The sequence below is a fragment of the Arthrobacter sp. zg-Y895 genome (assembly GCF_020731025.1).
In the GTDB taxonomy this organism is placed as follows: Bacteria; Actinomycetota; Actinomycetes; order Actinomycetales; family Micrococcaceae; genus Arthrobacter_B.
In genome coordinates this window covers 52,442-77,161 of sequence record NZ_JAJFZY010000008.1, presented here as the reverse complement: position 1 = coordinate 77,161, position 24,720 = coordinate 52,442, and the positions used below count along the sequence as shown (strand labels likewise).

Here is a 24,720-nt window from a genome sequence, read left to right as displayed (position 1 = left end):
CCCATCCGGATTGATGGGTCAACTACACGGGAAGCGTCACCGGCAGAACCGGAAGCCTGTCGCTGGACCGGCGACGGAATGTGGTTCCGTTGTCAGCCAAGCTTCATTATCGCATACGGCCGCCTTTTTGGCCCGTCCCTGCGCATAGACTCGACGCAGATAGTTACTTCCGACAGCTACTCCGTAAGGAGCTTCCGTGCCCTCCAGCGCAGCCCGTCCATCATCCGGCGCCACCCCGGACGAAGCCGATCCCCGGGACCAGGCAGCTGCCGTCCGTCCGGAACGCCGGTCCTTTGCCTGGACGCTCCTGGTCACCTCGGTAGTCGGTTGGGTCGCGTCCGGCATCCTGGTGATTGAACGCCTCCACGTGTACGCGGACGCCGACTACATCACCAGCTGCGACATCAGCCCGTGGGTCTCCTGCGGAACGGTGTTCCAGACCTGGCAGGCGGCCATCTTCGGCTTCCCCAACCCGCTGATCGGCATCGTGGCCTTCGCCGTCGTTATCACCACTGCCATGGGCCTGCTGGCGGGTGCCCGGTTCGCCCGCTGGTACTGGATCGGACTGCAGATCGGCGTCACCCTCGGCATGGTGTTCGTGGTCTGGCTGTGGAGCCAGGCACTGTTCGATATTTACGTACTGTGCATCTACTGCATCGTGGTGTGGGCTGCCATGATTCCGCTGTTCGTCTTCACGACCATCCGCAACCTGACGGCCGGCACCATTCCGGCGCCGGCCGGCCTGGTCCGCTTCCTGACCGACTGGGCGTGGCCGATCGTCGTTCTGCTCTGGGTCGCGACGGCGGCATCCATCTTCTTCCGGTTCCTGAACTCTTTCCTGGGCAGCTAGCCCTTCCCCGGAGTTTCAGCGGCCCGGGCGGGAACTACCGTTCCAGCGGAAGCCCCCAGGCGAGCACCACCGGTATTTCCTGGCCCTCCCAGGTGGCCGTCAGTGAGGGGTCCGGCGCCGTGCGTCCGTCCAGGTCCAGCAAGCGCACTACGGAGAACTCCCAGCCGCCCTCGGTCAGGACGGAGGTTGCCCAGCCCTCCGGATCGGAAGCGGGCGCATCAACCAGCCCGGCGCCGTCGGGCATCCCCGTGCTGCGGACCTGCATGGTTTCCGACAACAGCTCGCGTCCGCCGTCGTTATCCAGGTACTGGGCTGCCTGCGGCTGCCGGGCAAGGAGGGCCGCTTCCAGGGCCCGGGCGTAGACCGGATCGCCGAGGGCGTCGTAGACCCAGCGCCGTCCGAGCACCGAATGTTCCATTTCGTTGATCAGGAATTCCTCCGCGCCGGCCAGCGGCGCGCCGCGGTAGGTCAGGGGCACCTGCACCAGCAGCGAACCGGCTGCCACGATATGGGTTTCGATTCCCACCTCGCCCTCGGGGTCATCGAACCGGAAGGAAGCCACCTTCCGAGCGGTCACCGGTTCCGTGGAGGGAAACCACCAGGTGCCCGGCAACCAGCCGGAGATCAATTCCATTTTGCCGGGACGCAGCTCGGCGTCGTATATAAGTGCCATGGCCACAGCCTAGGCGACTTTCTCCGGAACCCGTGAGGAATTTCCCCCGCCGGTTCCCCGTTGGCCCAGAGGAAGGCGTGCGGAAGATTGCCCCGCACACCGCATTTCGATCCATGAGGAGAACCATGCTCAGAACCACGCCCGCCCGCCCGGAAACTCCGCGCACCGCACTCGTTGCCGGCGCCACCGGAATTGCCGGAGCGGCCCTGGTGGACCTGCTCTCGAACGAGGGCTGGACCGTCCTGGCCCTGTCGCGGAAGGCCGGAAACCCCGACCCGGCGCGTCCCGGCGTCGTTCCGGTTGCAGCGGACCTCGGTTCCCCCGACAGCCTGGCAAAGGCGCTGGAAGGCGCCCGCCCCACGCATGTCTTCTTTACGTCCTGGTCCCGGCAGGAGACGGAGGCGGAGAACATTGCCGTCAATTCGGCCATGGTCCGGAACCTGCTCACCGCTCTGGCGGACGCTCCCCTGGAGCATGTGGCCCTGATGACGGGGCTCAAGCATTACATGGGGCCGTTCGAGGCGTACGGCGAGGGTCCCATGCCGGACACTCCGTTCTCCGAAGACGAACCGCGCCTGCCGGTGGAGAACTTCTACTATGCGCAGGAAGACGAACTGATGGCAGCGGCCGAGCGGCAGAACTTCGCCTGGTCGGTCCACCGTGCCCACACCGTGATCGGCTTCGCCGTCGGAAACGCCATGAACATGGGCCAGACCCTTGCCGTGCAGGCGACACTGTGCCGCGAGCTGGGGATGCCGTTTATTTTCCCCGGCTCCGAAACCCAGTGGAATTCGGTCACCGACATGACCGACGCCGGCCTGCTTGCCGAGCACATGCTCTGGGCTGCGACGGATGAGCACACCGCCAATGAAGCCTTCAACGTGGTCAACGGCGACGTTTTCCGCTGGCGGTCCCTGTGGCCTCGGCTGGCCGCCGAGTTCGGCGTGGAGCCGGTCGGTTTTGAATCGGAGCCGCGCCCGCTGGAGGAGCAAATGGCCGGCATGTCCGAAGCCTGGGCCAAGATTGCCGCCGCTCACGGCCTGGCCGAGCCTGATCTGGGACGCCTGGCCTCCTGGTGGCACACCGATGCCGACCTCGGTCGGAAGGTCGAGGTACTCACGGATATGAGCAAGAGCCGGGTCGCCGGTTTCACGGGCTACCGTCGCACGGAGGATGCCTTCAAGGCGCTCTTTGTGCGGCTTCGGGCCGAAAACCTGATTCCGTAACCTCCCGTTGCACACGAAGGGCCGGCACCATCACTGGTGCCGGCCCTTCGTGTGTCCGTCCGGTCCGGTGCTAGTTGAACCAGATGCCGATTTCGCGGGCGGCCGATTCAGGCGAATCGGAGCCGTGGACCAGGTTCTGCTGGACGGCGGAACCCCAGTCGCGGCCGAAGTCGCCGCGGATGGTGCCCGGTGCCGCCGTGGTGGGATCGGTGGTGCCGGCCAGGGACCGGAAGCCTTCAATCACACGCTGTCCTTCAAGGACCACCGCAACAATCGGGCCGCTGAGCATGAACTCGACCAGCGGCTCGTAGAACGGCTTGCCCTGGTGCTCGGCGTAGTGCTCTTCGAGGATGCCGCGGGTGGCTTCGGTCTTCTTCAGCTCGGCCACGGTGTAACCCTTGGCTTCGATCCTGGCCAGGATGGCTCCGGTGAGCCGGCGCTCGACGCCGTCGGGCTTGATCAGGACAAGTGTGCGCTCGGTGCTCACGGTGTATCTCCTTGGAACGATCGGATATCGGATCTAAGCCTAGTCGGTGCCGGCGGCGGTTTCGGGGCCGGCTGCCGCATTGCCTTCTTCGGGATGGGCTTTCTCCCATTCGGCCTGCATCCGGTCCCGTTCGCGGTTTTCCCGGTCCAGGCGCATTCCCGCTTTGAGGCCGTACCACCAGGTCAGGGCGAAGAGCACGCCGACGAGGAACATCATGGGTTCCAGGAAACCGCTGGCAATGATCACCAGCTGCAGGATCCACCCGATCAGCGGACCCGCAGGTTTGGAGAGCAGCGCGCACGTTCCGATCAGCGCCGCCGCCAGCAGCAGTCCGCCGCTGAGCAGCAGCGGCGGGGAGATGCTGTCCCGGTGCAGCCCGAAGACGGCCAGCGTCCCGAACAGGACCACGAATGCTTCCAGTGTCAGCACCGTCGAAGCGAACATTACCTTGACGGAGCGGCGCTTCTTGGGCATTCCCGGACGCCATTCGCGCTGCGCTTTGGTCAGTTTAGCCATAGCTGCGAAGCCTACTTTCCGAGGAGGGTGCGCGCTTCGGCGACCACGGTGATGGAACCGACCACAAGCACGCCGCCGGAGAGATCGTTGTTCTCCTCGGCCTTGGCTACGGCCCATTCGAGGGCATTGTCCAGGCCGGCCTCGACCTGGATGTCTTCGTCGGCGAACCCGGCATCCACGGCGTCCTGGACCAGTTCCTCGGCAGGAATGGCCCGCGGAGAGGCGGACTGGGTCAGGACAACACCGCTGACCAGGTCGCCGAGCTGTTCGCGGAGTTCGCTCAGGATGCCGACGGCGTCCTTCTCCGCGAGGATGCCGACCACCAGGACGAGCGTGGTGAAGTTGAACGCCTCGCGCAGCGCCTCGGCGGTCGCCTTCGCGCCCGCCGGGTTGTGCGCGGCGTCGACAACGATGGTGGGTGCGGTCCGCACCACCTCAAGACGGCCGGGCGAGGTGACGGTCAGGAACCCGGTACGCAGCAGTTCGACGTCGAGCTCCTTGGTCCCGCCGCCGATGAAGGCTTCCAGCGCCGCCACGGCTACTGCGGCGTTTTCGGCCTGGTGGGCGCCGTGCAGGGGAACCTGCAGGTCCTCATAGCGGCCGGCGAGGCCGTTGATGGTGACCATCTGCCCGCCCACTGCCATCACCCGGGATTCGACGCCGAACTCGACGCCTTCGAACCGGAACGGAACGCCTGCCTCGTGGGCCTTTTCCAGCAGCACCTGCGCTGCCTCCATGGGCTGGGCGGCGCTGATGAGGAACCCGTCCTCCTTGATGATGCCGGCCTTTTCCCGGGCAATGTCGGCGACGTCGTCGCCCAGCAGCTCGGTATGGTCCAGGGAAATGGGTGTGACCACGGAAACGGTGCCGTCGCCGACGTTGGTGGCATCGGTGATGCCGCCGAGGCCGACCTCGATGACCGCCACGTCCACCGGTTCGTCCGCGAACACCGCGAACGCCAGGATGGTCACGGCTTCGAAGTACGTCAGCCGGGGCTCGCCCGCAGCCTCCAGCTCGGCGTCGACAATGTCCAGGTAGGGATGGATCTCGTCCCAGATCCGGACAAACGTTTCATCGCTGACGGGCTCGCCGTCAATGCTGATCCGCTCGGTGACGCTGGTCAGGTGCGGGCTGGTGTACCGGCCGGTACGCAGCCCGTAGGCCCGCAGCCCGGCTTCGATCATGCGGGCCGTGGACGTCTTGCCGTTGGTACCGGTGATGTGGATGATCGGGAACGCCTTGTTCGGCTCCCCCAGTACCTCCATTGCCCGGAACAGCGGAGCCATGCGCGGCTCCATCTTGTTCTCCGGCGCGCGGCTGAGCAGCTCGGCGTAGACGCTCTCCACGGAGAACCCGTCAATGGAACCGGACGGGCGGTCTGCTGAACTCATTAGATTTTCTCCACTGTGACGGTGTATTTCTCGGCGTCGGTGTCGGCGCCGTCGGTGACCAGGTCCCCGGTGATGATCAGGTCATCGGTGAGCGTTTCTGCCTTCACCAGGGCCACGTTGGCCTGGAGGGCGGCTGCCTCTTCCTCCCCCGTGCTGATGCGGGTGCGGATGCGGTCGCTGATATGCAGGTTCGCGTCGCGGCGGGCCTGCTGGACCGCGCGGATGGCGTCGCGGGCGGTGCCTTCGGCGGCCAGTTCCGGGGTGACCTCGGTGTTAAGCACCAGGAAGCCGCCGCCGGGCAGCACGGCAACCGCCTTGGCGGATTCCCCTTCATCCGATTCGACGACGGTTTCCAGAGTGTATTCCTGCGGCTCCAGGGCGAGGCCGCCGGCGGTGACCGTTCCGGCGTCGTTCACGGACCAGTCGCCGGACTTGGCGGCCTTGATGGCCGTCTGGACGTTCTTGCCCAGACGCGGTCCGGCTGCGCGCGCATTGACCACGAGCTTCTGGCTGATGCCGAATTCGGCCGGGTCGGCGTCGGCGGCCTCCACCAAGCGGACGTTCTTAAGGTTCAGCTCATCCGCGATGATTGCTGCGAACTGTCCGGTCAGGGACTGCGCCTCCGGAGCGACGACGGTCATTTCGGACAGCGGCAGGCGCACGCGCAGGTTGGCACCCTTGCGGAGCGAGGAACCGACGGAGGCAATCCGGCGGGTCGCTTCCATGCGTTCCACCAGTGCGGGGTCGCTCGGGAAGAGGTCCGCGTCCGGCCAGTCGGTCAGGTGCACGGAGCGCCCGCCGGTCAGGCCGCGCCAGATTTCCTCGCCGATCAGCGGCAGCAGCGGAGCTGCCACCCGGCACACGGTCTCCAGGCAGGTGTAGAGCACGTCGAAGGCCTGCGTGTCTTCTTCGAAGAAGCGCGTACGGCTGCGGCGGATGTACCAGTTGGTCAGCGTGTCCATGTAGGCGCGGAGGATCTCGCAGGCCACGGACACGTCATAGGTGTCCAGCGCCGTCGCCATGTCCCGCACCAGGTCGCCGGTGGCGGCGAGCAGGTAGCGGTCCAGAGGCTCGGTGGAGTCGTAGCAGGCCTTGGCCTCGTAGCCGTTGCCGTTGTTGGCGGCGTTGGTGTAGAGGCTGAAGAAGTGCCACACATTCCACAGCGGCAGGATGGCCTGGCGGACGCCGTCGCGGATTCCCTGCTCGGTGACGATCAGGTTTCCGCCGCGCAGGATCGGGGAGGCCATCAGGAACCAGCGCATCGCGTCGGAACCGTCGCGGTCCAGCACCTCCGAGACATTCGGATAGTTCTGCAGCGACTTGGACATTTTCTGCCCGTCGGAGCCCAGGACAATGCCGTGGCTGATGACGTTGCGGAAGGCCGGGCGGTCAAACAGCGCCGTGGCCAGGACATGCAGGGTGTAGAACCAGCCGCGGGTCTGGCCGATGTACTCGACAATGAAGTCACCGGGGTTGTGGTTCTCGAACCAGTCGGCATTCTCGTGCGGGTAGTGCACCTGGGCGTACGGCATGGACCCGGAGTCGAACCACACGTCCAGGACATCCTCCACGCGGCGCATGGTGGACTGCCCGGTGGGGTCGTCCGGGTTGGGCCTGGTCAGCTCGTCGATGAACGGGCGGTGCAGGTCCGGCTGGCCTTCCTTGTTCAGCGGCAGCCGGCCGAAGTCGGCTTCCATTTCAGCCAGCGAACCGTAGACATCGGTACGGGGGTAGTTGGGATCGTCCGAAACCCAGACCGGGATGGGGCTGCCCCAGTAGCGGTTGCGGCTGATGGACCAGTCACGGGCGTTTTCCAGCCACTTGCCGAACTGGCCGTCCTTGACGTTCTCGGGGATCCAGTTGATCTGCTGGTTCAGCTCGACCATGCGGTCCTTGATCTTGGTGACCTCGACGAACCAGGAGGAGACCGCCTTGTAGATCAGCGGGTTCCGGCAGCGCCAGCAGTGCGGGTAGCTGTGCTCGTAGCTGGCCTGGCGCAGCAGCCGGCCCTCCGCCTTCAGGACGCGGGTGATCGGCTTGTTGGCGTCGAAGACCTGCAGTCCGGCGATTTCGGCGAGTTCCCCGACGGCGAACATGGGCAGGAACTTGCCGCCCTCGTCCACGGAGAGGATCACGGGGATGCCGTATTCCTCGCAGACCTTCTGGTCGTCTTCACCGTAGGCGGGTGCCTGGTGGACGATGCCGGTGCCGTCGGTGGTGGTGACGTAATCCGCGGTGACGATCTGCCAGGCGTTGGCAGTGCCCCACTTGTCCGTGTCGGTGTAGTAGTTCCACAGCGGTGCGTAGCGCAGCCCGGCGAGGTCCTTGCCGAGGTGGACGGCGGTGACTGCCGCGCGGGCGGCCTCGGCGTCGTCGTACCCCAGGTCCTTCGCGTAGGAGCCCACGAGGTCCTCAGCCAGGAGGAAGCGTCCCTCGCCTGCCTGGGTGCCCTTCGGTCCTGCGGGCACGACGGCGTAGCGGACCTCGGGTCCGACGGCGAGGGCCATGTTGGTGGGCAGGGTCCAGGGGGTGGTGGTCCAGGCGATGGCCTGCACGCCTTCGAGCTCGGCGGAAAGCGCGTTGTCGCCGGCGGTGATGGGGAAGGTGACCGTGACCGTCTGGTCCTGGCGCATCTTGTAGACGTCGTCATCCATGCGCAGCTCATGGTTGGACAGCGGCGTCTCGTCCTTCCAGCAGTACGGAAGCACGCGGAAGCCGCTGTAGGTCAGGCCCTTTTCATGCAGGGTCTTGAACGCCCAGATGACCGATTCCATGTACTCGACGTTGAGCGTCTTGTAATCGTTCTCGAAGTCCACCCAGCGTGCCTGGCGGGTGACGTAGTCCTGCCAGTCGCCGGCGTACTTCATGACCGAGGCGCGGCAGGCATCGTTGAACTTGTCGATGCCCATCTTCTCGATCTGGACCTTGTCGCTCATCCCGAGCTGCTTCATGGCCTCGAGTTCGGCGGGCAGGCCGTGGGTGTCCCACCCGAAGCGGCGTTCCACGCGGCGGCCGCGCTGGGTCTGGTAGCGGGCCACCAGGTCCTTCACGTAGCCGGTGAGCAGGTGGCCGTAGTGCGGCAGGCCGTTGGCGAAGGGCGGGCCGTCGTAGAAGACGAACTCGTTCTCGCCGTCGTTTCCGGCCGGCCGGGCGTCAATGGATGCCTGGAAGGTGCCGTCCTGGTCCCAGTACTTCAGAACGCGTTCTTCGAGTTCCGGAAACCGGGGGGAGGAGGGAACGGCAGCAGAAGCTGCGTCGCCGGTGCTGGCTTTGGGGTATACAGAGGGCATATTCGTCATCCTGATAGCGGCAAGTGAATCTGGCTGTGGAACAGGATGCGAGGGCGGCCTCTACCGGCCCCGAAAGGCCGGCGGTAACCGCGGTACCACCTCGCTTGCCGCCGTGCGTTCCCGCTGGTGCTGGGTTCGCGCGGCTGCCGCTCATTGACTGCTGTGACGGGCTTACCCGTCCGGTTCTACTGGGCTGCCCCTATTAACGAGGTAGTTAACGAGGTAGCTGTTCTTCCGGAAGCTCACCGGTGATGGCCGGGTCAGTGCTGTTCCGGTCAAGTTTAGGCCACGCCCGCGCCGGTTGTCGAAGCACCGTCCCCGGCGGGGCGTCCGGGACTACCTGCCGGCCTGCAATGCGGTGCGTATGACCTTGTGCTGGGCAGCCTGCGCCAGCGGGCGCAGGACCACCTGGTCCAGGTTAACGTGGTGCGGCACATTCAAAGCGAACGCGATGACCTCGGCAACATCTTCCGCCGTCAGCGGCTTTTCGACGCCGGCGTACACCTTGTCCGCGGCCTCCTTGTCCCCCACCCGGTTCAGGGAAAATTCCTCCGTTTTCACCATGCCGGGCGCAATCTCGATGACACGGACATTGTGTTCGGCTTCCTCCAGGCGCAGCGTCCGGGCCAGCATCTCTTCACCGGACTTCGCCGCACTGTAGCCTGCACCGCCCTCGTAGGCGGTGAAGGCCGCCGTCGATGTCAGCAGCAGGACCGATCCCCGGCCGTTCGCCCGCAGCGCGGGCAGGAATGCCTGCGTTGTCCGCAGCGCACCCAGGACATTGACGTCGTACATGCGCTGCCAGTCGCTGATGCTTCCGCTGGCGACCGGGTCCAGCCCGAAGGCACCGCCGGCGTTGTTTATCAGGGCATCCACTCCCCCGCCGGCCAGCACCTGCTCCGCGAGCCGTGCCACCGAAGCATCATCGGTGACGTCCGCTGCGATGGCTTCAGCACCGGTTTCCTCTGCGAGCGCCTCCAGCTTCTCCCGGCGGCGGGCGACGGCGACGACGTCCCAGCCCGAGGCGCGCAGCGCACGTACCGCCGCTGCCCCGATCCCTGAACTTGCTCCGGTAACAACGGCCCGCTTCGGTGTGATCTCAGTCATGGAATCACTTTAGCCAGCGTTTGGTTCCGTCCCGGTTTTTCGGCACGGGGCAGCCGGGCTTTGTTACGACGGTCGATGTTGCGGCCGGGTTTGTTGCGGCTGCTCTGTCTTACTGCTGCTGGTCTCTTTCTGCGGCTGCAGCCGTCGCACACGGAGGCTCCACATGTCCCGCGTCTTTTTCACCAGGTCCACTAAGTCCTCCGGCCGCTTTCCCTTACTGCTGCTGCAGCCGTCGCACACGGAGGCTCCACATGTCCCGCGTCTTTTTCACCAGATCCACAAACTCTTCCGGCCGGTGCAGGACAAGTTCCGCGGTGATCCGCAGCGTGATCCACCCGCCCGCTGCCGACGCGTTCCAGCGTCGCCGGTCCGCGCGGTAGTGCTCCCGGCTGCTGTGGAACGCGAACCCGTCGATCTCGATGATCAGCCACCCGTCAACAAGCAGATCCACCCGTCCGAGACCGGGCAAGGCCACCTCTGTCTCAACCCGCAGTCCGGCGTTCAGCAAGTGGAACCGCGCGCAGACCTCCAGCGGTGATGCCGTGGTGCGCCGAACGGTCCCCAACAGGGCCCGGACCTGCCAGTCCTGCTGCCCGGAGAATTCCTTCTGCAGGCTCTGCAGTCCCACGGCACCCGTTACGACTGCGGATTCCGCCATCACCAGTGCGTCCAGCCGGGGAAGGCAGCGGAAGGCATCCCGGAGGATCTGCCGGGGCGGCGCTATCAGCCGGTGTGCCGACCGCTCTCCCCGGTGGAGGACCGTGCCGGGTATTGTTCGGGCCGCGTCGCACCGGACATGTACGGTTTCGGATGGGGTCAGCAACCACCAGCCAAGAATGCCTGCCGCCGAGATGCATGTCAGCGAGGACTGGTTGCGTGCGGCATGGACCAACCGGGCGTCTGCCTGGGGCAGCGCAAACGTTCCGCGGGCTACGCGCCGGACGATCCCGGTGCGCAGGGCCTGATCGATCGTCCGCCGCGGGAACCCGTTGGCGGTCAACGTCCCGTAGCTTGCTACTCCGTAACGTGTGAGCAGGAATGCCTCCAGTTGCTGCATCCCCCACATAGTGGAGTGTCTCCGGCCGATTGTTGCTCTTCCGGGCTGCGGGGTGGAGTGCATCAGGCCGCTCGGTGCGGTTCGGGCCCCTGTGGAGGGATAGAAGCCGCTGCTGCCCGCACAGGGCCCCACGACCTGGGGCTGCTGATATCTCCTGAAGCCCCACCAGCACCAACAGCACCACCCAGTGGGATGCTGTGCTCGCTGACGGACCCAACCCGCACGGGGTCCCACGACCTGGGGCTCCTGACATCTCCCGAGATCCCACCCGCACCAACAGCACCACCCGGTGGGACGCTGTGCTGCCAGGGAGCCGATCCCGCACAGGGCCCCACGACCTGGGGCTCCTGACATCTCCCGAGATCCCACCCGCACCAACAGCACCACCCGGTGGGACGCTGTGCTGCCAGGGAGCCGATCCCGCACGGGGTCCCACGATTTGGGGCTCCTGACTTCTCCCGAGGCCCCACCCGCACCAACAGCACCACCCAGTGGGACGCTGTGCCCGCAGGGGCCCAGCCACCCCACACGAGCGCAGGGCCAAGCTGTAGGCTCTCGGTACGCCACCCCCGCTGGCTGCCCCGACCCTCCGCGGCCCGAACAGGACCTATCCATGCCTCTTGTCACCAGATTCCTCGCCGGAGTACTCCTCGCCAACGCAGTCCCGCACGGGGTCAGCGCCGTCCAGGGCCGAAAATTCCCCACGCCGTTTGCCAATCCGCCCGGCGTCGGGCTCTCGGGCCCCCTGGCCAACGCCGTATGGAGCGCCCTGAACGCAGCGGGCGGCGTCGCCCTTCTGGGCCGGACCCCGGCCGGTCCACGTGAACGCGTCTCGCTGCTCACCGGAGCAGTGGCCATGACCTTCTTCCTGGCCCATTACTTCGGCAAGTCACCGCAGGACGGGAAGCAGGCGGCAACACCCGGGACAGCCCGGTAAACCCGGCAGTGCCTCAGACCATAGGCCTGCATGGAAGAATGGAAACCATGGCTGAACATATCCCGGGCACAGACACGCCCGACAACGAACCCCAGACCGTTTCCGTCCCCGACAAGCCCGCCCTTGAGGGGCTTGAGTCCAAGCTGAGCGCCCGCTGGCGCGAGGAGGGAACGTACGCGTTCGATCCGGACACGGTCCGCGACGAGGTCTACTCCATCGACACTCCCCCGCCCACGGCCTCCGGCTCGCTGCACGTGGGGCACATGTTCTCCTACACGCAGACCGACGTGATGGCCCGCTACAAGCGGATGACCGGCAAGAACGTCTTCTACCCGATGGGTTGGGACGACAACGGCCTGCCCACCGAGCGCCGCGTGCAGAATTATTACGGTGTGCGGTGCGATCCCACCAAGCCGTACGACGCCGACTACCGCCCGCCGGCCAAGGCCGCGAAGAACCAGCGTGATTTCGACGTCGTCTCCCGCCGCAATTTCATCGAGCTGTGCGAGGAACTGGCAGTGGAGGACGAGAAGGTCTTCGAGGACCTCTTCTCCACCCTCGGCCTGTCCGTGGACTGGAACCGCACTTACCGCACCATCGACGACCACTCACGTGCCGTCAGCCAGCGCGCCTTCCTGGACAACCTGCGGGCCGGCGACGCCTACATGGCCGAAGCCCCCACCCTCTGGGACGTCACCTTCCGCACCGCCGTGGCCCAGGCAGAGCTTGAGGACCGCGAGCAGCCCGGCGCCTACCACCGGGTGAGCTTCCACGCCCCCGACGGCGAGAAGATCTACATTGAGACCACCCGCCCGGAACTGCTGCCGGCCTGCGTTGCCCTCGTTGCGCATCCCGACGACGAGCGGTACCAGCGACTCTTCGGCACCACGGTGAAGTCGCCGCTGTTCGACGTCGAGGTGGAAGTGAAGGCGCATCCGCTGGCCAAGCCCGACAAGGGCTCCGGCATCGCCATGATCTGCACCTTCGGCGACCTGACCGACGTGACCTGGTGGCGCGAGCTGAACCTGCCCACCCGTGCCGTGATCGGCCGCGACGGGCGTATCCTCGCTGATACTCCGGAGTGGATTGCCACCGAGACGGCCAAGGAAAACTACGCGGCCATCGCCACGAAGACCGTCTTCAGCGCCAAAGAGACCGTGGTGGAAATGCTGCGCGAAAGCGGCGACCTCGACGGCGAACCGAAGAAGATCACCCACCCGGTCAACTTCTTCGAAAAGGGCGACAAGCCCCTCGAAGTGGTCACCAGCCGCCAGTGGTACATCCGCAACGGCGGCCGCGACGAGGAACGCCGCGAACGCCTGATTGCCCGGGGCAAGGAAATCGACTTCCACCCGGCGTTTATGCGCTCCCGCTACGAGAACTGGATCGAGGGCCTCAACGGTGACTGGCTGGTCTCCCGTCAGCGCTTCTTCGGCGTGCCCGTTCCGGTGTGGTACCCCCTGGATGCCGCCGGCAACCCGGATTACGACCACCCGGTACTGCCCGATTCCGCATCCCTCCCCGTGGACCCGGCCGCCGAACCGGCTCCGGGCTACGAAGAGTCTGCCCGCAACCAGCCGAACGGCTTCATCGGTGACGCGGATGTGCTCGACACCTGGGCCACCTCCTCGCTGACCCCGCAGATTGTGGGCGGCTGGAGCGTGGACGAGGACCTCTTCGCGAAGGTCTTCCCGTTCGACCTTCGGCCGCAGGGCCACGACATCATCCGGACCTGGCTGTTCTCGTCAGTGGTCCGTGCCGATGCGTTGAACGCCGCCGCGCCGTGGAAGCACGCCGCGATTTCGGGCTGGATCCTGGATCCGGACCGGAAGAAGATGTCCAAGTCCAAGGGCAACGTGGTGGTGCCCACCGACGTGCTGAACGAGTTCGGTTCCGACGCCGTGCGCTACTGGGCCGCTTCGGCGAAGCTCGGTGCGGATACTGCGTACGAAATTGCGCAGATGAAGATCGGCCGCCGGCTGGCCATCAAGCTGCTCAATGCGTCAAAGTTCGTCCTGAACCTGGGCGCTACGGAGAAGAACGTGGCCCTGGCGGACACCTCGGTGATCACCAACGCACTGGACCTGGCGCTGCTGGCCCAGCTGACCGACGTCGTCAACGCCGCCACGAGTGCTTTCGAACGCTACGACTACGCCAAGGCACTGCAGCTGACCGAGTCCTTCTTCTGGTCCTTCACTGATGACTATGTGGAGCTGATCAAGGACCGCGCCTACGGGGCTGCCGGAGACGCGGAGCAGGCCTCCGTGCTCGCTACGCTGGCCACCACCCTGGATGCGCTGCTGCGCCTGTTCGCGCCGTTCCTGCCGTTCGCGACCGAAGAGGTCTGGGGCTGGTGGCGCGCCGGGTCTGTGCACCGCGCGCCGTGGCCGAACGTGGACGGCCTTGCGGCCGCCGTGGTGGATGCCGACGCCGGCATCCTCGGTACGGTTGCCGCCGCCCTGGGCGGTATCCGCAAGGCGAAGTCCGAGGCCAAGGTGAAGCAGCGGACCGAGGTCCTCAAGGCCACGGTCACCGCGCCTGAGGGTGCAGTTGCCCGGCTCCGCGCCGGGCAGGCGGATCTGAAGGCCGCCGGCAACGTCCGCGAACTCAACCTGGCCGTCGGTGAGGGCGAGCTGAGCGTTTCCGACGTCGAGCTGGCACCGCCGGCGGAGTAACCGCCGCAGGACAGCAGAACGCCCGGCCGGGTTACCCGGCCGGGCGTTCTGGTTTATGGAAGCAAAGTAATCAGTCGAACTGCGGGCTCTCGGTGCGGCTGCGCTTGAGTTCGAAGAACGCCGGGTTGGAGGCCAGCATTACGGCGCCGTCGAACATCGCGCCGGCCTCTTCGCCGCGCGGAATGCGGGTCAGGACCGGGCCGAAGAAGGCCGTCCCGTTGAAGGCCACGATGGGGGTGCCGACGTCGTCGCCCACCTTTGCGATGCCTTCCTTGTGTGAGGCGCGCAGCTGGGAGTCATACTCTTCCGTTTCGGCGTACTGCGCGAGCTCGGCGGGCAGGCCGACCTCGGCCAGGGCCTCACGGATCACCGTCGGGAAGTCGGAGTTTCCGCCGATGTGGATTCTTGTTCCCATGGCGTCGTACAGCTTCTTGATGTACTCGCTGCCGTGCAGTTCCTGCGCTGCGATGATGACGCGCACCGGCCCCCAGGCCGCGTCCATCCGCTTCCGGTAGTCCTCCGGGAGGTGGTCGCGGCCCTCGTTCAGCACGGACAGGCTCATGACGTGCCAGTTGGTGCGGACGTCGCGGACCTTTTCCACCTCGTCCATCCAACGGGAGGTGACCCAGGCGAACGGGCACATCGGGTCAAACCAGAAATCGGCAGTCGATGCGGAACTGGCAGGCGACGCAGAACCATTAACGGTCATGGAAACTCCTTCGAAGCGGTCGATGGCGCATACGGCGCCGAACGTACTACTCCTCCCAACCCCGTCCTACGCGGATTTGTTCCGGCGCTTGGTGGCGACAGCGTGGGAGATGAGGGTCGGTTCGGCTTTCTTCTCCACGGTATCCGCGGTGATGACGACCGTGGCGACGTCCTCCTGGCTGGGCAGGTCGAACATGACCGGCAGCAGCACTTCTTCGAGGATGGCACGCAGGCCGCGGGCTCCGGTGCCGCGGTCCAGCGCCTGCTCCGCGATTGCATCCAGCGCGCCCTGCTCAAAGGTGAGTTCGACGCCGTCGAGCTGGAACATCTTCTGGTACTGCTTCACCAGGGCGTTCTTCGGCTCGGTGAGGATGCGGATCAAAGCTGTGCGGTCCAGGTTGGACACGGTGGTGATGACGGGCAACCGTCCGATGAATTCGGGAATCAGGCCGAATTTGAGCAGGTCCTCGGGCATTACCTCGGCGTACGAGTCCGTGCCCTTGGTGGTTTCGATCAGCGGCGCACCGAACCCGATGCCCTTGCGGCCGGACCGCGAACCGATGATTTCTTCCAGGCCGGCGAAGGCGCCGGCAACGATGAAGAGGACATTGGTGGTGTCGATCTGGATGAATTCCTGGTGCGGATGCTTGCGCCCGCCCTGCGGCGGCACGGAGGCAACCGTTCCTTCGAGGATCTTCAGCAGGGCCTGCTGTACGCCTTCACCCGATACGTCCCGGGTGATCGAGGGGTTCTCGCTCTTGCGGGAAATCTTGTCGATCTCGTCGATGTAGATGATGCCCTGCTCGGCCTTCTTGACGTCGTAGTCCGCCGCCTGGATGAGCTTGAGCAGGATGTTTTCCACGTCTTCACCGACATACCCGGCTTCGGTGAGCGCGGTGGCATCAGCGACGGCGAAGGGGACGTTGAGCCGGCGGGCCAGGGTCTGCGCCAGATACGTCTTGCCGCAGCCGGTGGGACCGATCAGGAGGATATTGGACTTGCCGATTTCGACGTCGTCGGCAGCTACCGCATCGGCGAGGTTGCCGGCGCCGCGCGGGGCGTGCCCTGCCTGGATGCGCTTGTAGTGGTTGTAGACCGCAACGGCGAGCGACCGCTTGGCGGGTTCCTGGCCGATGACGTATTCCTGCAGCGAGTCGAAGATTTCCCGCGGCTTGGGCAGCTCGAAGGTGCCCAGATCTGCAACCTCGGAAAGCTCTTCCTCGATGATCTCGTTGCAGAGGTCGATGCACTCGTCGCAGATGTACACGCCGGGGCCGGCAATGAGTTTGCGTACCTGCTTCTGGCTCTTTCCGCAGAAAGAGCACTTGAGCAGATCCGTGCTCTCACCAATGCGAGCCATAGTTCAGTCCCCTTAGATGGTCCATCAAAAACGGTTCCGCAGCATGGGCTGAGCCAACCATGATCCACTCTAGGACACTTGGAGGAGCTATTCAGCAACCAAACGGCCCGTGGTGCGATATTACGCGCCACGGGCCGGCTGGACATGCCATTATTTCGGCGAAGCAGGTTACATCTTGTTGATGGCCGGCGTCTTGAGCTTGCGGGAATCAAGCACCTGGTCGATCAGCCCGTATTCCAGGGCCGAATCGGCGGTCAGGATCTTGTCGCGCTCGATGTCCGTGTTGACCTGCTCGGAGGTGCGGTTGGAGTGCAGCGCCAAGGTGTCCTCCAGCCAGGTACGCATCCGCATGACCTCGGCGGCCTGGATTTCCAGGTCGGAGGCCTGGCCGCCCTGGCCGCCGGACAGTGACGGCTGGTGGATGAGCACGCGGGCGTTCGGCAGTGCCAGGCGCTTGCCCGGGGTACCGGCGGCCAGCAGCACGGCGGCCGCGCTGGCAGCCTGGCCGAGGCAGACCGTCTGGATCTCCGGACGGATGTACTGCATGGTGTCGTAGATGGCCGTCATGGCCGTGAACGAGCCGCCCGGGGAGTTGATGTACAGGGTGATGTCGCGGTCCGGATCCGTGGACTCAAGCACCAGCAGCTGGGCCATGACGTCGTCAGCGGACGCGTCATCAACCTGGACGCCCAGGAAGATGATGCGGTCTTCGAACAGCTTGGTGTACGGATCCTGGCGCTTGAAGCCGTAGGGCGTGCGCTCTTCGAACTGCGGCAGGACGTAGCGGCTGGTGGGCATCTGCGGGGCGACGGCGGAGCCGGCGGTGCCGAAATTATGGTTCATGAATTACTCCTGAAGTCTGCAAATGGAGGGGTGGCTGGCCGGGGACCCTAGTCCTCGTCCTTGCCCTCTGCCTGGTCCTGGTTGGTTCCGCCGCCGCCGGTCACTCCGCCTGCGTGCGCGGAGATCTTGTCGAAGAAGCCGTATTCCAGGGCTTCCTGCGCGGTGAACCACTTGTCGCGGTCATTGTCCTTGAGGATGGTTTCGACGGTCTGGCCGGTCTGCTCGGCGGTCAGCTCAGCCATCACGCGCTTCATGTTCAGGATCAGCTCGGCCTGGATCTTGATGTCCGAAGCCGTGCCGCCGATTCCGCCGGAGGGCTGGTGCATCAGGATGCGGGCGTGCGGCGTTGCGTAGCGCTTGCCCTTGGTGCCGGAGGAGAGCAGGAACTGGCCCATGGAGGCGGCCAGGCCGGTGGCGACGGTGACCACGTCGTTCGGGATGAACTGCATGGTGTCGTAGATCGCCATGCCCGCGGTCACGGAGCCGCCGGGAGAGTTAATGTAAAGGTAGATGTCCTTCTCGGGATCTTCCGCGGAAAGCAGCAGAAGCTGGGAGCAGATCGCGTTGGCATTCTCGTCCCGGACTTCCGAGCCCAACCAGATGATCCGCTCTTTGAGCAGGCGGTTGTAGATGTAGTCGTCCCGGCCGGCCGGGTCCACCGTAGCCATGGTGGGTGTGTTCGGTGCAGTTGCCATACTGAGTGACCTCTCGCTCTGGCAGGAACGCGTGCTGGCCGTGCCAGCGGCTCCTGCCGTTTGTCTCTTCTAGGACACTAGCCTGTTGCGGCGACGATCTGCTTCGGTTTGGCCGACTGTTCGCTGACGGCGCACGATGCGCGTCACATCGGTCTGTGGCGCGGGCCGGCCCGTGAAAGGAACGCTTAAACCACTGTGCCGCCGGCCCTTTCGGACCGACGGCACAACGGACGGTTTAGAAAACCGGGACAGGCTAGGCCTTGTCTTCGTTCTGCTGCTCTTCTGCTTCTGCTGCCTCGACCTCTTCGCCGGCGGGCCGGACGAATTCGGTGAGGTCGATCTCGGCACCGGTGGTGTCGGTGACCTTGGCCAGCTCGAGGACCTTGGCCAGTGCCTTGCGGCGGCGGACTTCGCCGACCATCATCGGAACCTGGCCGCTCTGGTCGATCAGCTGGGCGAACTGGTTCGGATCCATGCCGTACTGCGAAGCGGAGGAAACGATGTAGTCGATCAGCTCGTTCTGGTTGACCCCTACTTCTTCCTTCTCGGCTACCGCGTCAAGGATGATTTCGTTCTTGAACGCCTGCTCGGTGTTGGAACGAACCTCGGCGCGGTGCTCTTCGGTGTCGTGGTCCGGACCGGAGGTCTGGGCGCTCTCGGAGTTGAAGTGCTGTTCGATCTGCTCTTCGATGACGGATTCCGGTACCGGAACCTCAACGAGCTCGAGCAGCTTCTCCAGGACCTTGTCGCGGGCCTCGACGCCCTGCTCCATCAGCTTGGACTCGGCGGCACGCTTGGTGAGGTCTTCGCGGAGCTCGGCGATGGTGTCGAACTCGCTTGCCAGCTGGGCGAAGTCGTCGTTGGCCTCGGGGAGCTCGCGCTCCTTGACTGCCTTGACGGTAACGGTGACCACGGCGTCGGAACCGGCGTGCTCACCGCCGGCCAGCTTGGTGTTGAAGGTGGCGGATTCGCCGCTGCTCAGGCCGGTGACGGCCTCGTCCATGCCTTCGAGCATGGTGCCGGCGCCTACCTGGTAGGACAGGTCAGCGGCGGAATCCACCTCTTCACCGTCTACCTTGGCGATCAGGTCCATGGTCAGGAAGTCATCGGCGGCGGCGGGGCGGTCCACGGACTTCAGCGTGCCGAAGCGGCTGCGCAGCTCGTCCAGGGCCTTGTCGACGTCGGCGTCGGAAGCCTCGGCGGGCTCGACGGTGACCTCGAGGCCGGCGTAGTCCGGGAGCTCGATTTCGGGGCGGATGTCCAGCTCGACGGTGAAGACCAGCTGGCCTTCGTCGGTGGTCGGGTCCGGCACTTCGGTGATCTCAACTTCGGGCCGGCTCAGGGGGCTGATTCCGGTTTCCTGGACGGCTTCGGCGTAGAAGCCGTTGAGTCCGTCGTTGATCGCCGTCTCGAGGACGTAGCCGCGGCCAACGCGCTGATCGATGAGGCGGTTGGGAACCTTGCCCTTGCGGAAGCCCGGGACCTGCACCTGAGTGGCGATGGTCTTGTAGGCCTCTTCGATGCTCGGCTTCAGTTCCTCGAACGGAACTTCGACGTTGAGCTTTACCCGCGTGGGTGTGAGGTTTTCTACGGCGCTCTTCACAGCGTAAGTTCTCCTGAGGGTTCTGGGATTGGTCTGCACCATGGTTATACAGAGTCGGGGTGACAGGATTTGAACCTGCGACTTCCTGCTCCCAAAGCAGGCGCTCTTCCAAGCTGAGCTACACCCCGTCAGTGCACCTGACAGCCTACCTGCCCCGAAGCTGGTATGACGAATTTTCCCTGCGCCAGGATCGATTCCGCGCCCGGTTGGGAGCCGGATACGGGCCGATTACTCACGGCCGGTTTTCGCGTGCTAAGGTAAAACCTGCCTTACGGCGCCGGGGATGTAGCTCAATGGTAGAGCCTCAGTCTTCCAAACTGATTACGCGGGTTCGATTCCCGTCATCCCCTCCACCTTAGAAGGGCCTTCCGCCGCGCGGAAGGCCCTTCTTGCTTTTCGGTCCGTGCAGGGCGCCGGCAATGGCAGTGCCTGGGCCCGTGTTCAGTCGGCCTGGCAGGACGGGCACCAGTACAGCTTGCGGGCGCCCATCTCGGTTCCCGCCACCGGTGTTCCACAGCGCCGGCACGGCAGTCCGGTCCGCTTATAGACATAGTGGGCCTCGGCCACGGGGACCGGTTCGCCGGCGTCGTCCCGGTCCTGCGGGTTTGTGGTGATGATCCTGCCCTGCCGCACTCCGTCGTTCATCAGGCGTACGACGTCGTCCCACAGCTCCCCTGCCTCGGCCTCACCTACGCTGCGGCCCAGCCGCCAGGGAGACATCCGGGCCCGGAAGAGCACTTCCGCGCGGTAGACGTTGCCAACCCCCGCCAGCACCTCCTGGTTCATCAGCAGGAGGCCGACAGGTGAGCCCTTGCTGCGCAGCCGGCGGATGAATTCCGCAGCGCGCCCGGCACCGGCGCCGCCGTCATCACCGCCGCCGCCGTCCCCGTCCGCCAGCGGGTCCGGCCCCAGTCTGGCCAGCACCTTCTGGCGTTCGGCTTCGGTCACCACTTCACAGGCAGTGGGACCGCGCAGGTCCGCCCAGCCGTGCGTGGAAACCAGCCGGACCCGCACCGCGCCCTTGGGTTCGGGCGGCCCGGAGTAGCCCGCGCCGTCGTCGCCTGCCACCTCCTGCTCCCCCAGCCGCCGGGGCGCCCCGATGCTGGAGGATCCGATGAACGTTTCGTCCCCGCCGAAATCGAAGGCCCCGTAGAGGCCCAGGTGGATACGCAGGTAGAGATCATGGTCGAAGCGCAGGAACAGCTGCTTGCCGTGGGCTTCCGCCGCCTCGAGCACATGTCCGTCCAGCCGGCCGGCACCGGCAGCAAACCGGCCCTGCGGGCTGCTTACGGCAAGCCTTTCACCACCGAACACCGAGGAGAACTGCCGGGCCAGGCGGTGGATCGAATGCCCTTCGGGCATTAGAGCGTGGAGCCGGTGGTTTCGTACCGTGCAATCTGTCCGATCCGGCGGACATGGCGTTCGGCGTCACTGAAGGGCTCGGCGAGGAAGGCTTCGATGATTCCGGTGGCCTCCTCGACGCTGTGCTGGCGGCCGCCGACCGCGACGATATTGGCATCATTGTGCTGGCGTGCGAGCTTTGCGGTCTCCAGGTTCCATGCCAGCGCGGCCCGGACTCCGCGGACCTTGTTGGCCGCAATCTGTTCGCCGTTGCCTGAACCGCCCAGCACGATTCCCAGGGCGTCCGTGCCCGCTTCCTGGTCCCGGACCACGGCCTCGGCAGCGTCGATGCAGAACGCGGGGTAGTCGTCCTCGGCATCGTATTCGCGGGGGCCGTGGTCGACGACGTCGTACCCCTTGCCCGTCAGATGGGCAATGAGGTGGGAGCTCAGTTCCATGCCTGCATGGTCGGTTGCAATGTGGACGCGCATTTGGGGTAAGTCCGTTTCTTGAGGATGGGGAAAAGACGCTTCCAGCCTAGCTTCCGCTGCAGCCGCGCCTCCAAATTCCGCCGCCTCGACCGGAAACCGCTCTTACATGGCGTTCACGCGTGCCGATAGAGCAGGTAGGACTATACTCCGATCCCTCCGGATTGGAGCGGTCTACCCGCGTCCGACGCTGGCGTCGCGGATACTGCACCGTTGCGCCCACCAGGAATCGCCCTACAAGGATTAGTCATTTGAAAAGTGTAAAACTCGCCGTTCTGGCCCTCCTCGCTGCTTCGCTGACGGCAGGCGGACTTCCGGCCCAGGATTACGCCGTCCCCGGCGAACCGGCTGCCACGCAGGTCCCTGCCGATCCCGGCGCAGCCACCCTGCCTCCGTCTCCTGCGCCCGATGCCGGCAGCGCCGTCGTGGAAGCCGTCCCGGAGGCTGAACCGACGCAGTCCGTCCCGGCGACCGACGCCCCGGCCGAGGAACATCCCGCCGGCGGCGAAGAAAGCCACACGGACACGGCCGAATCCGGGGATGAGCTCGGGTACGACCCCGTGGTCGGCGGCGGTTTCCCGGTCCCCGGTCCCAACACTCCGATGGTCACGGACCCGGACGGCACCGTGCGTTCCGCCGTGGAGACGGATATCTCCGCAGCGCATGACCACGGTGCCGCTGCCTTCAGCAGCGCGGACGGCGGGGCAAGCACGATGGGTGCCGCTGCCCGCAGCGGGACGATCAATATCACGCTCGTGTACGCCACGCTTACCGATAACCGGGGCGCGGTGAATGAAGCCGGAGCGCTTAACTCGATGACCGCGGCCAACCAGTACTGGCGGGCCATGTCCAACGGCCGGCTGGGCGTACTCCATGCCAACACCCGCGCCATCCACAGCTCCGCCAATTCCCGGCAGGACTACGCCGACATGATGAACACCATCAAGCGCGACCTCGGATGGCGGGACAGCGCCAACAATGCCCTGCTGGTTTTTGTGCCCGCCAACGATCTCAAGAGCGGGGGCTACGGCGGCATCCTCGGCGGCGGCTGGACTTCCGGTCCCACCAGCGGCTCGGTGTTGATGCCGCAGCCTTCCGGCTTCACCAACAACGTGGTGACCCACGAATTCGGCCACGTCCTGGGCCTGCTGCACGCCAACAGCCTCAAATGCAACAACGGCCGGTCCGATATCGGCGTCGGCTCCAACGGCGCCTGGGCCGACGGTTCCTGCACCTCCCGTGAATACGGGGACACCTCCGACCTCATGGGTTACGCGCAGTATGCTTCGCCCGCCATTAATTCCTATTTCTGGGACGCCGGCGGTTTCGGCCGCGGCGACGAGATCTACAACGCCGGCACTCCCGGCTCCTCGATCACCTACACCCTGAGGCCCTGGGCCGGCTCTTCGGCGCAGCGTGCGGTGAAATTCAGGGATTCTTCCGGTGAGACGTATTACCTCGAGCTTCGGCTTCCGGTGGGATACGACCAGTCCACGGCTGTCGGCGGCAACCGCGGCGTGAAGATCGTCAAACCCGACCTGGCGAACAACTGGGCCGTGAATTCCCTGGTGGTTGCGCCCAACACCCGGGATTTCGTGGGCTATACCAATGCCAACAGCACCTGGCAGGCCGGCCAGACCTTCACGTCGCATTCCGGCACTACCGTGCACGTCAACTGGATCAGCGGCGACGCCGCGTCCGTCACGGTGACCGGCGGCGTGGCCGCGCGTGCCGGAGCCCCGATCGACGAAGCCCGCAGGGCGCACCCGGAGCTGGGCAAAGCCATCGGCGATATCCGCGGCGGGTTGAAGGACGGCGGGGCCTACCAGGACTTCCAAAACGGAGCCATCATCTGGTCCCCCAACACAGGTGCACGCGTTTCCACCGGAGCGATCCGCTCCGCCTGGGCGTCCACCGGTTTCGACGTCGGCTACCTCGGCCTTCCCACCAGTGACGAGGTCTACGGCCTGCCCAACGGCGGCGCTTACCAGGATTACCAGGGCGGCGCCATCATCTGGTCGCCCGCCACCGGGGCGCGGGTCTCCAAGAACGGCCCGATCCGCAACGAGTGGGGCTACACCGGGTTCGAACGCAGCTACCTGGGCTACCCCACGAGCAACGAGACAGGCGGGCTGCCCAACGGCGGTACCTACCAGGACTTCCAGAACGGAGCCATCATCTGGTCTCCGGCCACGGGAGCCCGCGTTTCCCGGAACGGACCCATCCGTGAGGCCTGGCGCCGTTCCGGCTTCGAGAACAGCCCCATCGGCTACCCGACGACAAACCAGGTGACGCTCGCGGACGGCGGCACCTCCCAGGAGTATCAGCGCGGAACCATCATCCACTCCCCTGCGTCAGGAGCCTGGATCGTCACGGGCGCTGTCCGGAATGTCTGGCGTGCCGCCGGAGCGGAAAAGTCGGATCTGAAGTACCCCGTGGGCGAGGAAGTCCGAATGGGCACCCAGGGCACCTACCAGGACTACCAGGGCGGTGCCATGATCTGGTCCGCTGCGACCGGAGCGCAGATCTCCAAGAACGGTCCCATCCGCTCGGCCTGGGGTGCCACGGGCTTCAACGCCGGCTACCTCGGCCTTCCCACCGGGCCGGAGACCAGCATGGGCACCCAGGGAAAGTACCAGGACTACCAGGGCGGCTCGATCATCTGGTCGGAGAAGACCGGGGCCAAGATCTCCCGGAACGGTCCCATCCGCTCCGCCTGGGGAGCCACGGGCTTCAACGCCGGCCCGCTGGGCCTGCCGACCGGGGAGGAGCGGGCCATGGGCACCCAGGGCAGCTACCAGGACTACGAACACGGCGCCATCGTCTGGTCCGCAAAGACCGGAGCCCAGGTGTCCGTAAACGGACCGATCCGCTCGGCCTGGGGTTCCACGGGCTTCAACTCCGGCTACCTGGGGCTTCCCACCGGAAAAGAACAGAGCATGGGAGCGCAGGGCAAGTACCAGGACTATGAGGGCGGTGCGATCATCTGGTCCCAGAAGACCGGGGCGCAGATCTCGAAGAACGGTCCCATTCGTTCAGCCTGGGGCTCCACCGGTTTCAACTCGGGCTACCTCGGCCTTCCGACCAGCGGAGAGAAATCCTCCAACGGCGGAACCACGCAGGAATTCGAGGGCGGCACCATCCTCTCCTCTGCCGGCACGGGAACGCATATTCTCGCAAACGGTCCCATCCGGGACGCCTACCGTGCGCAGGGCGCAGAGACGGGCCGCCTCGGGTACCCGACCTCCGGTCCGACCGCGGCCGCAGGCGGTGCAACGGTCCAGAGCTTCAAGGGTGGAAAGATCACCCGGACGGCCGACGACAAGGTACAGGTCAGCTACAACTAGCCGCTGACGGCAGGACAGTGGAACGGCGGGTTGCTCATTGCAATCCGCCGTTCCGTGCTTTGGCAGGATGCTTGGCAATGAGAGACTGTTGCACAAGATCACTAGTGTTGACGGAACGTGCAACCA

Annotated in this window: 19 protein-coding genes and 2 tRNA genes; 6 read left to right on the top strand and 15 right to left on the bottom strand. The window is 65.5% G+C overall.

Features of this window, described 5'->3' with window-relative positions; all coding sequences use genetic code 11:
* Positions 1-196: 196 nt before the first annotated feature.
* Positions 197-850 carry a vitamin K epoxide reductase family protein gene (locus LJ760_RS13320; RefSeq protein WP_442860644.1) on the top strand — a complete coding sequence of 218 codons (654 nt, stop codon included), beginning with the start codon at positions 197-199 and terminating at the stop codon, positions 848-850.
* Between the two features lie 34 nt (positions 851-884).
* Here LJ760_RS13320 and LJ760_RS13315 read toward each other — a convergent pair whose 3' ends face one another.
* Entirely contained in the window at positions 885-1,523 is a 639-nt protein-coding gene (locus LJ760_RS13315) for a CG0192-related protein (RefSeq protein ID WP_227921069.1), read from the bottom strand.
* 125 nt (positions 1,524-1,648) lie between these two features.
* Between LJ760_RS13315 and LJ760_RS13310 the strand changes: the two genes are divergently transcribed.
* Positions 1,649-2,749 (top strand): SDR family oxidoreductase, encoded by a 1,101-nt coding sequence (locus tag LJ760_RS13310; protein ID WP_227921067.1) that lies wholly within the window; start codon positions 1,649-1,651, stop codon positions 2,747-2,749.
* A 70-nt stretch (positions 2,750-2,819) separates the two neighbouring features.
* Here LJ760_RS13310 and ndk read toward each other — a convergent pair whose 3' ends face one another.
* The 6 genes from ndk to LJ760_RS13280 all read right to left on the bottom strand — a co-directional run bounded on the left by ndk (position 2,820) and on the right by LJ760_RS13280 (position 10,597).
* Positions 2,820-3,236, bottom strand: a complete 417-nt coding sequence (gene ndk, locus LJ760_RS13305; RefSeq protein WP_227921063.1) for a nucleoside-diphosphate kinase — start codon at positions 3,234-3,236, stop codon at positions 2,820-2,822.
* A gap of 39 nt (positions 3,237-3,275) precedes the next feature.
* Positions 3,276-3,752, bottom strand: a complete 477-nt coding sequence (locus LJ760_RS13300) for a DUF4233 domain-containing protein (RefSeq protein ID WP_227921061.1) — start codon at positions 3,750-3,752, stop codon at positions 3,276-3,278.
* An 11-nt stretch (positions 3,753-3,763) separates the two neighbouring features.
* Positions 3,764-5,143, bottom strand: coding sequence for a bifunctional folylpolyglutamate synthase/dihydrofolate synthase (locus LJ760_RS13295; protein ID WP_227921060.1), 1,380 nt, complete (start codon positions 5,141-5,143; stop codon positions 3,764-3,766).
* Positions 5,143-8,442 (bottom strand): isoleucine--tRNA ligase, encoded by a 3,300-nt coding sequence (ileS, locus tag LJ760_RS13290; protein WP_227921059.1) that lies wholly within the window; start codon positions 8,440-8,442, stop codon positions 5,143-5,145. The genes LJ760_RS13295 and ileS overlap by 1 nt, the downstream gene beginning before the upstream one ends.
* 327 nt (positions 8,443-8,769) lie before the next feature.
* Positions 8,770-9,540: an SDR family oxidoreductase gene (locus LJ760_RS13285; RefSeq protein WP_227921058.1), complete on the bottom strand. Its 771-nt coding sequence runs from the start codon at positions 9,538-9,540 to the stop codon at positions 8,770-8,772.
* Between the two features lie 214 nt (positions 9,541-9,754).
* Positions 9,755-10,597 (bottom strand): hypothetical protein, encoded by an 843-nt coding sequence (locus LJ760_RS13280; protein WP_227921055.1) that lies wholly within the window; start codon positions 10,595-10,597, stop codon positions 9,755-9,757.
* Positions 10,598-11,210: 613 nt separating this feature from the next.
* Between LJ760_RS13280 and LJ760_RS13275 the strand changes: the two genes are divergently transcribed.
* The gene (locus LJ760_RS13275; protein WP_227921053.1) at positions 11,211-11,534 is read left to right on the top strand and encodes a hypothetical protein; all 324 of its coding nucleotides are present in this window, start codon (positions 11,211-11,213) and stop codon (positions 11,532-11,534) included.
* Positions 11,535-11,581: 47 nt separating this feature from the next.
* Entirely contained in the window at positions 11,582-14,209 is a 2,628-nt protein-coding gene (gene valS, locus LJ760_RS13270) for a valine--tRNA ligase (protein ID WP_227921052.1), read from the top strand.
* Positions 14,210-14,279: 70 nt separating this feature from the next.
* Here valS and LJ760_RS13265 read toward each other — a convergent pair whose 3' ends face one another.
* The 6 genes from LJ760_RS13265 to LJ760_RS13240 form a co-directional block, all read right to left on the bottom strand.
* Positions 14,280-14,918, bottom strand: coding sequence for a mycothiol-dependent nitroreductase Rv2466c family protein (locus tag LJ760_RS13265; RefSeq protein WP_227921051.1), 639 nt, complete (start codon positions 14,916-14,918; stop codon positions 14,280-14,282).
* Between the two features lie 66 nt (positions 14,919-14,984).
* Complete coding sequence (clpX, locus tag LJ760_RS13260; protein WP_227921050.1) at positions 14,985-16,277, bottom strand: ATP-dependent Clp protease ATP-binding subunit ClpX; 1,293 nt, start codon at positions 16,275-16,277, stop codon at positions 14,985-14,987.
* Positions 16,278-16,445: 168 nt separating this feature from the next.
* Complete coding sequence (locus LJ760_RS13255; RefSeq protein ID WP_227921049.1) at positions 16,446-17,120, bottom strand: ATP-dependent Clp protease proteolytic subunit; 675 nt, start codon at positions 17,118-17,120, stop codon at positions 16,446-16,448.
* Positions 17,121-17,167: 47 nt separating this feature from the next.
* On the bottom strand, positions 17,168-17,788 hold the full coding sequence (locus LJ760_RS13250; protein WP_227922731.1) for an ATP-dependent Clp protease proteolytic subunit: 621 nt from the start codon (positions 17,786-17,788) through the stop codon (positions 17,168-17,170).
* A 280-nt stretch (positions 17,789-18,068) separates the two neighbouring features.
* Positions 18,069-19,418, bottom strand: a complete 1,350-nt coding sequence (tig, locus tag LJ760_RS13245; protein ID WP_227921048.1) for a trigger factor — start codon at positions 19,416-19,418, stop codon at positions 18,069-18,071.
* 54 nt (positions 19,419-19,472) lie between these two features.
* Positions 19,473-19,546 (bottom strand) — tRNA-Pro (locus tag LJ760_RS13240).
* 151 nt (positions 19,547-19,697) lie between these two features.
* Between LJ760_RS13240 and LJ760_RS13235 the strand changes: the two genes are divergently transcribed.
* A tRNA-Gly gene (locus LJ760_RS13235) sits at positions 19,698-19,771 on the top strand.
* Positions 19,772-19,859: 88 nt separating this feature from the next.
* Here LJ760_RS13235 and LJ760_RS13230 read toward each other — a convergent pair.
* On the bottom strand, positions 19,860-20,780 hold the full coding sequence (locus LJ760_RS13230) for an Fpg/Nei family DNA glycosylase (RefSeq protein ID WP_227921045.1): 921 nt from the start codon (positions 20,778-20,780) through the stop codon (positions 19,860-19,862).
* Positions 20,780-21,250, bottom strand: coding sequence for a ribose-5-phosphate isomerase (locus tag LJ760_RS13225; protein WP_227921043.1), 471 nt, complete (start codon positions 21,248-21,250; stop codon positions 20,780-20,782). The genes LJ760_RS13230 and LJ760_RS13225 overlap by 1 nt, the downstream gene beginning before the upstream one ends.
* Before the next feature lie 248 nt (positions 21,251-21,498).
* On the opposite strand from LJ760_RS13225, the gene LJ760_RS13220 reads away from it, so the two are divergent.
* Positions 21,499-24,594 (top strand): LGFP repeat-containing protein, encoded by a 3,096-nt coding sequence (locus LJ760_RS13220; RefSeq protein WP_227921040.1) that lies wholly within the window; start codon positions 21,499-21,501, stop codon positions 24,592-24,594.
* Positions 24,595-24,720: the final 126 nt, after the last annotated feature.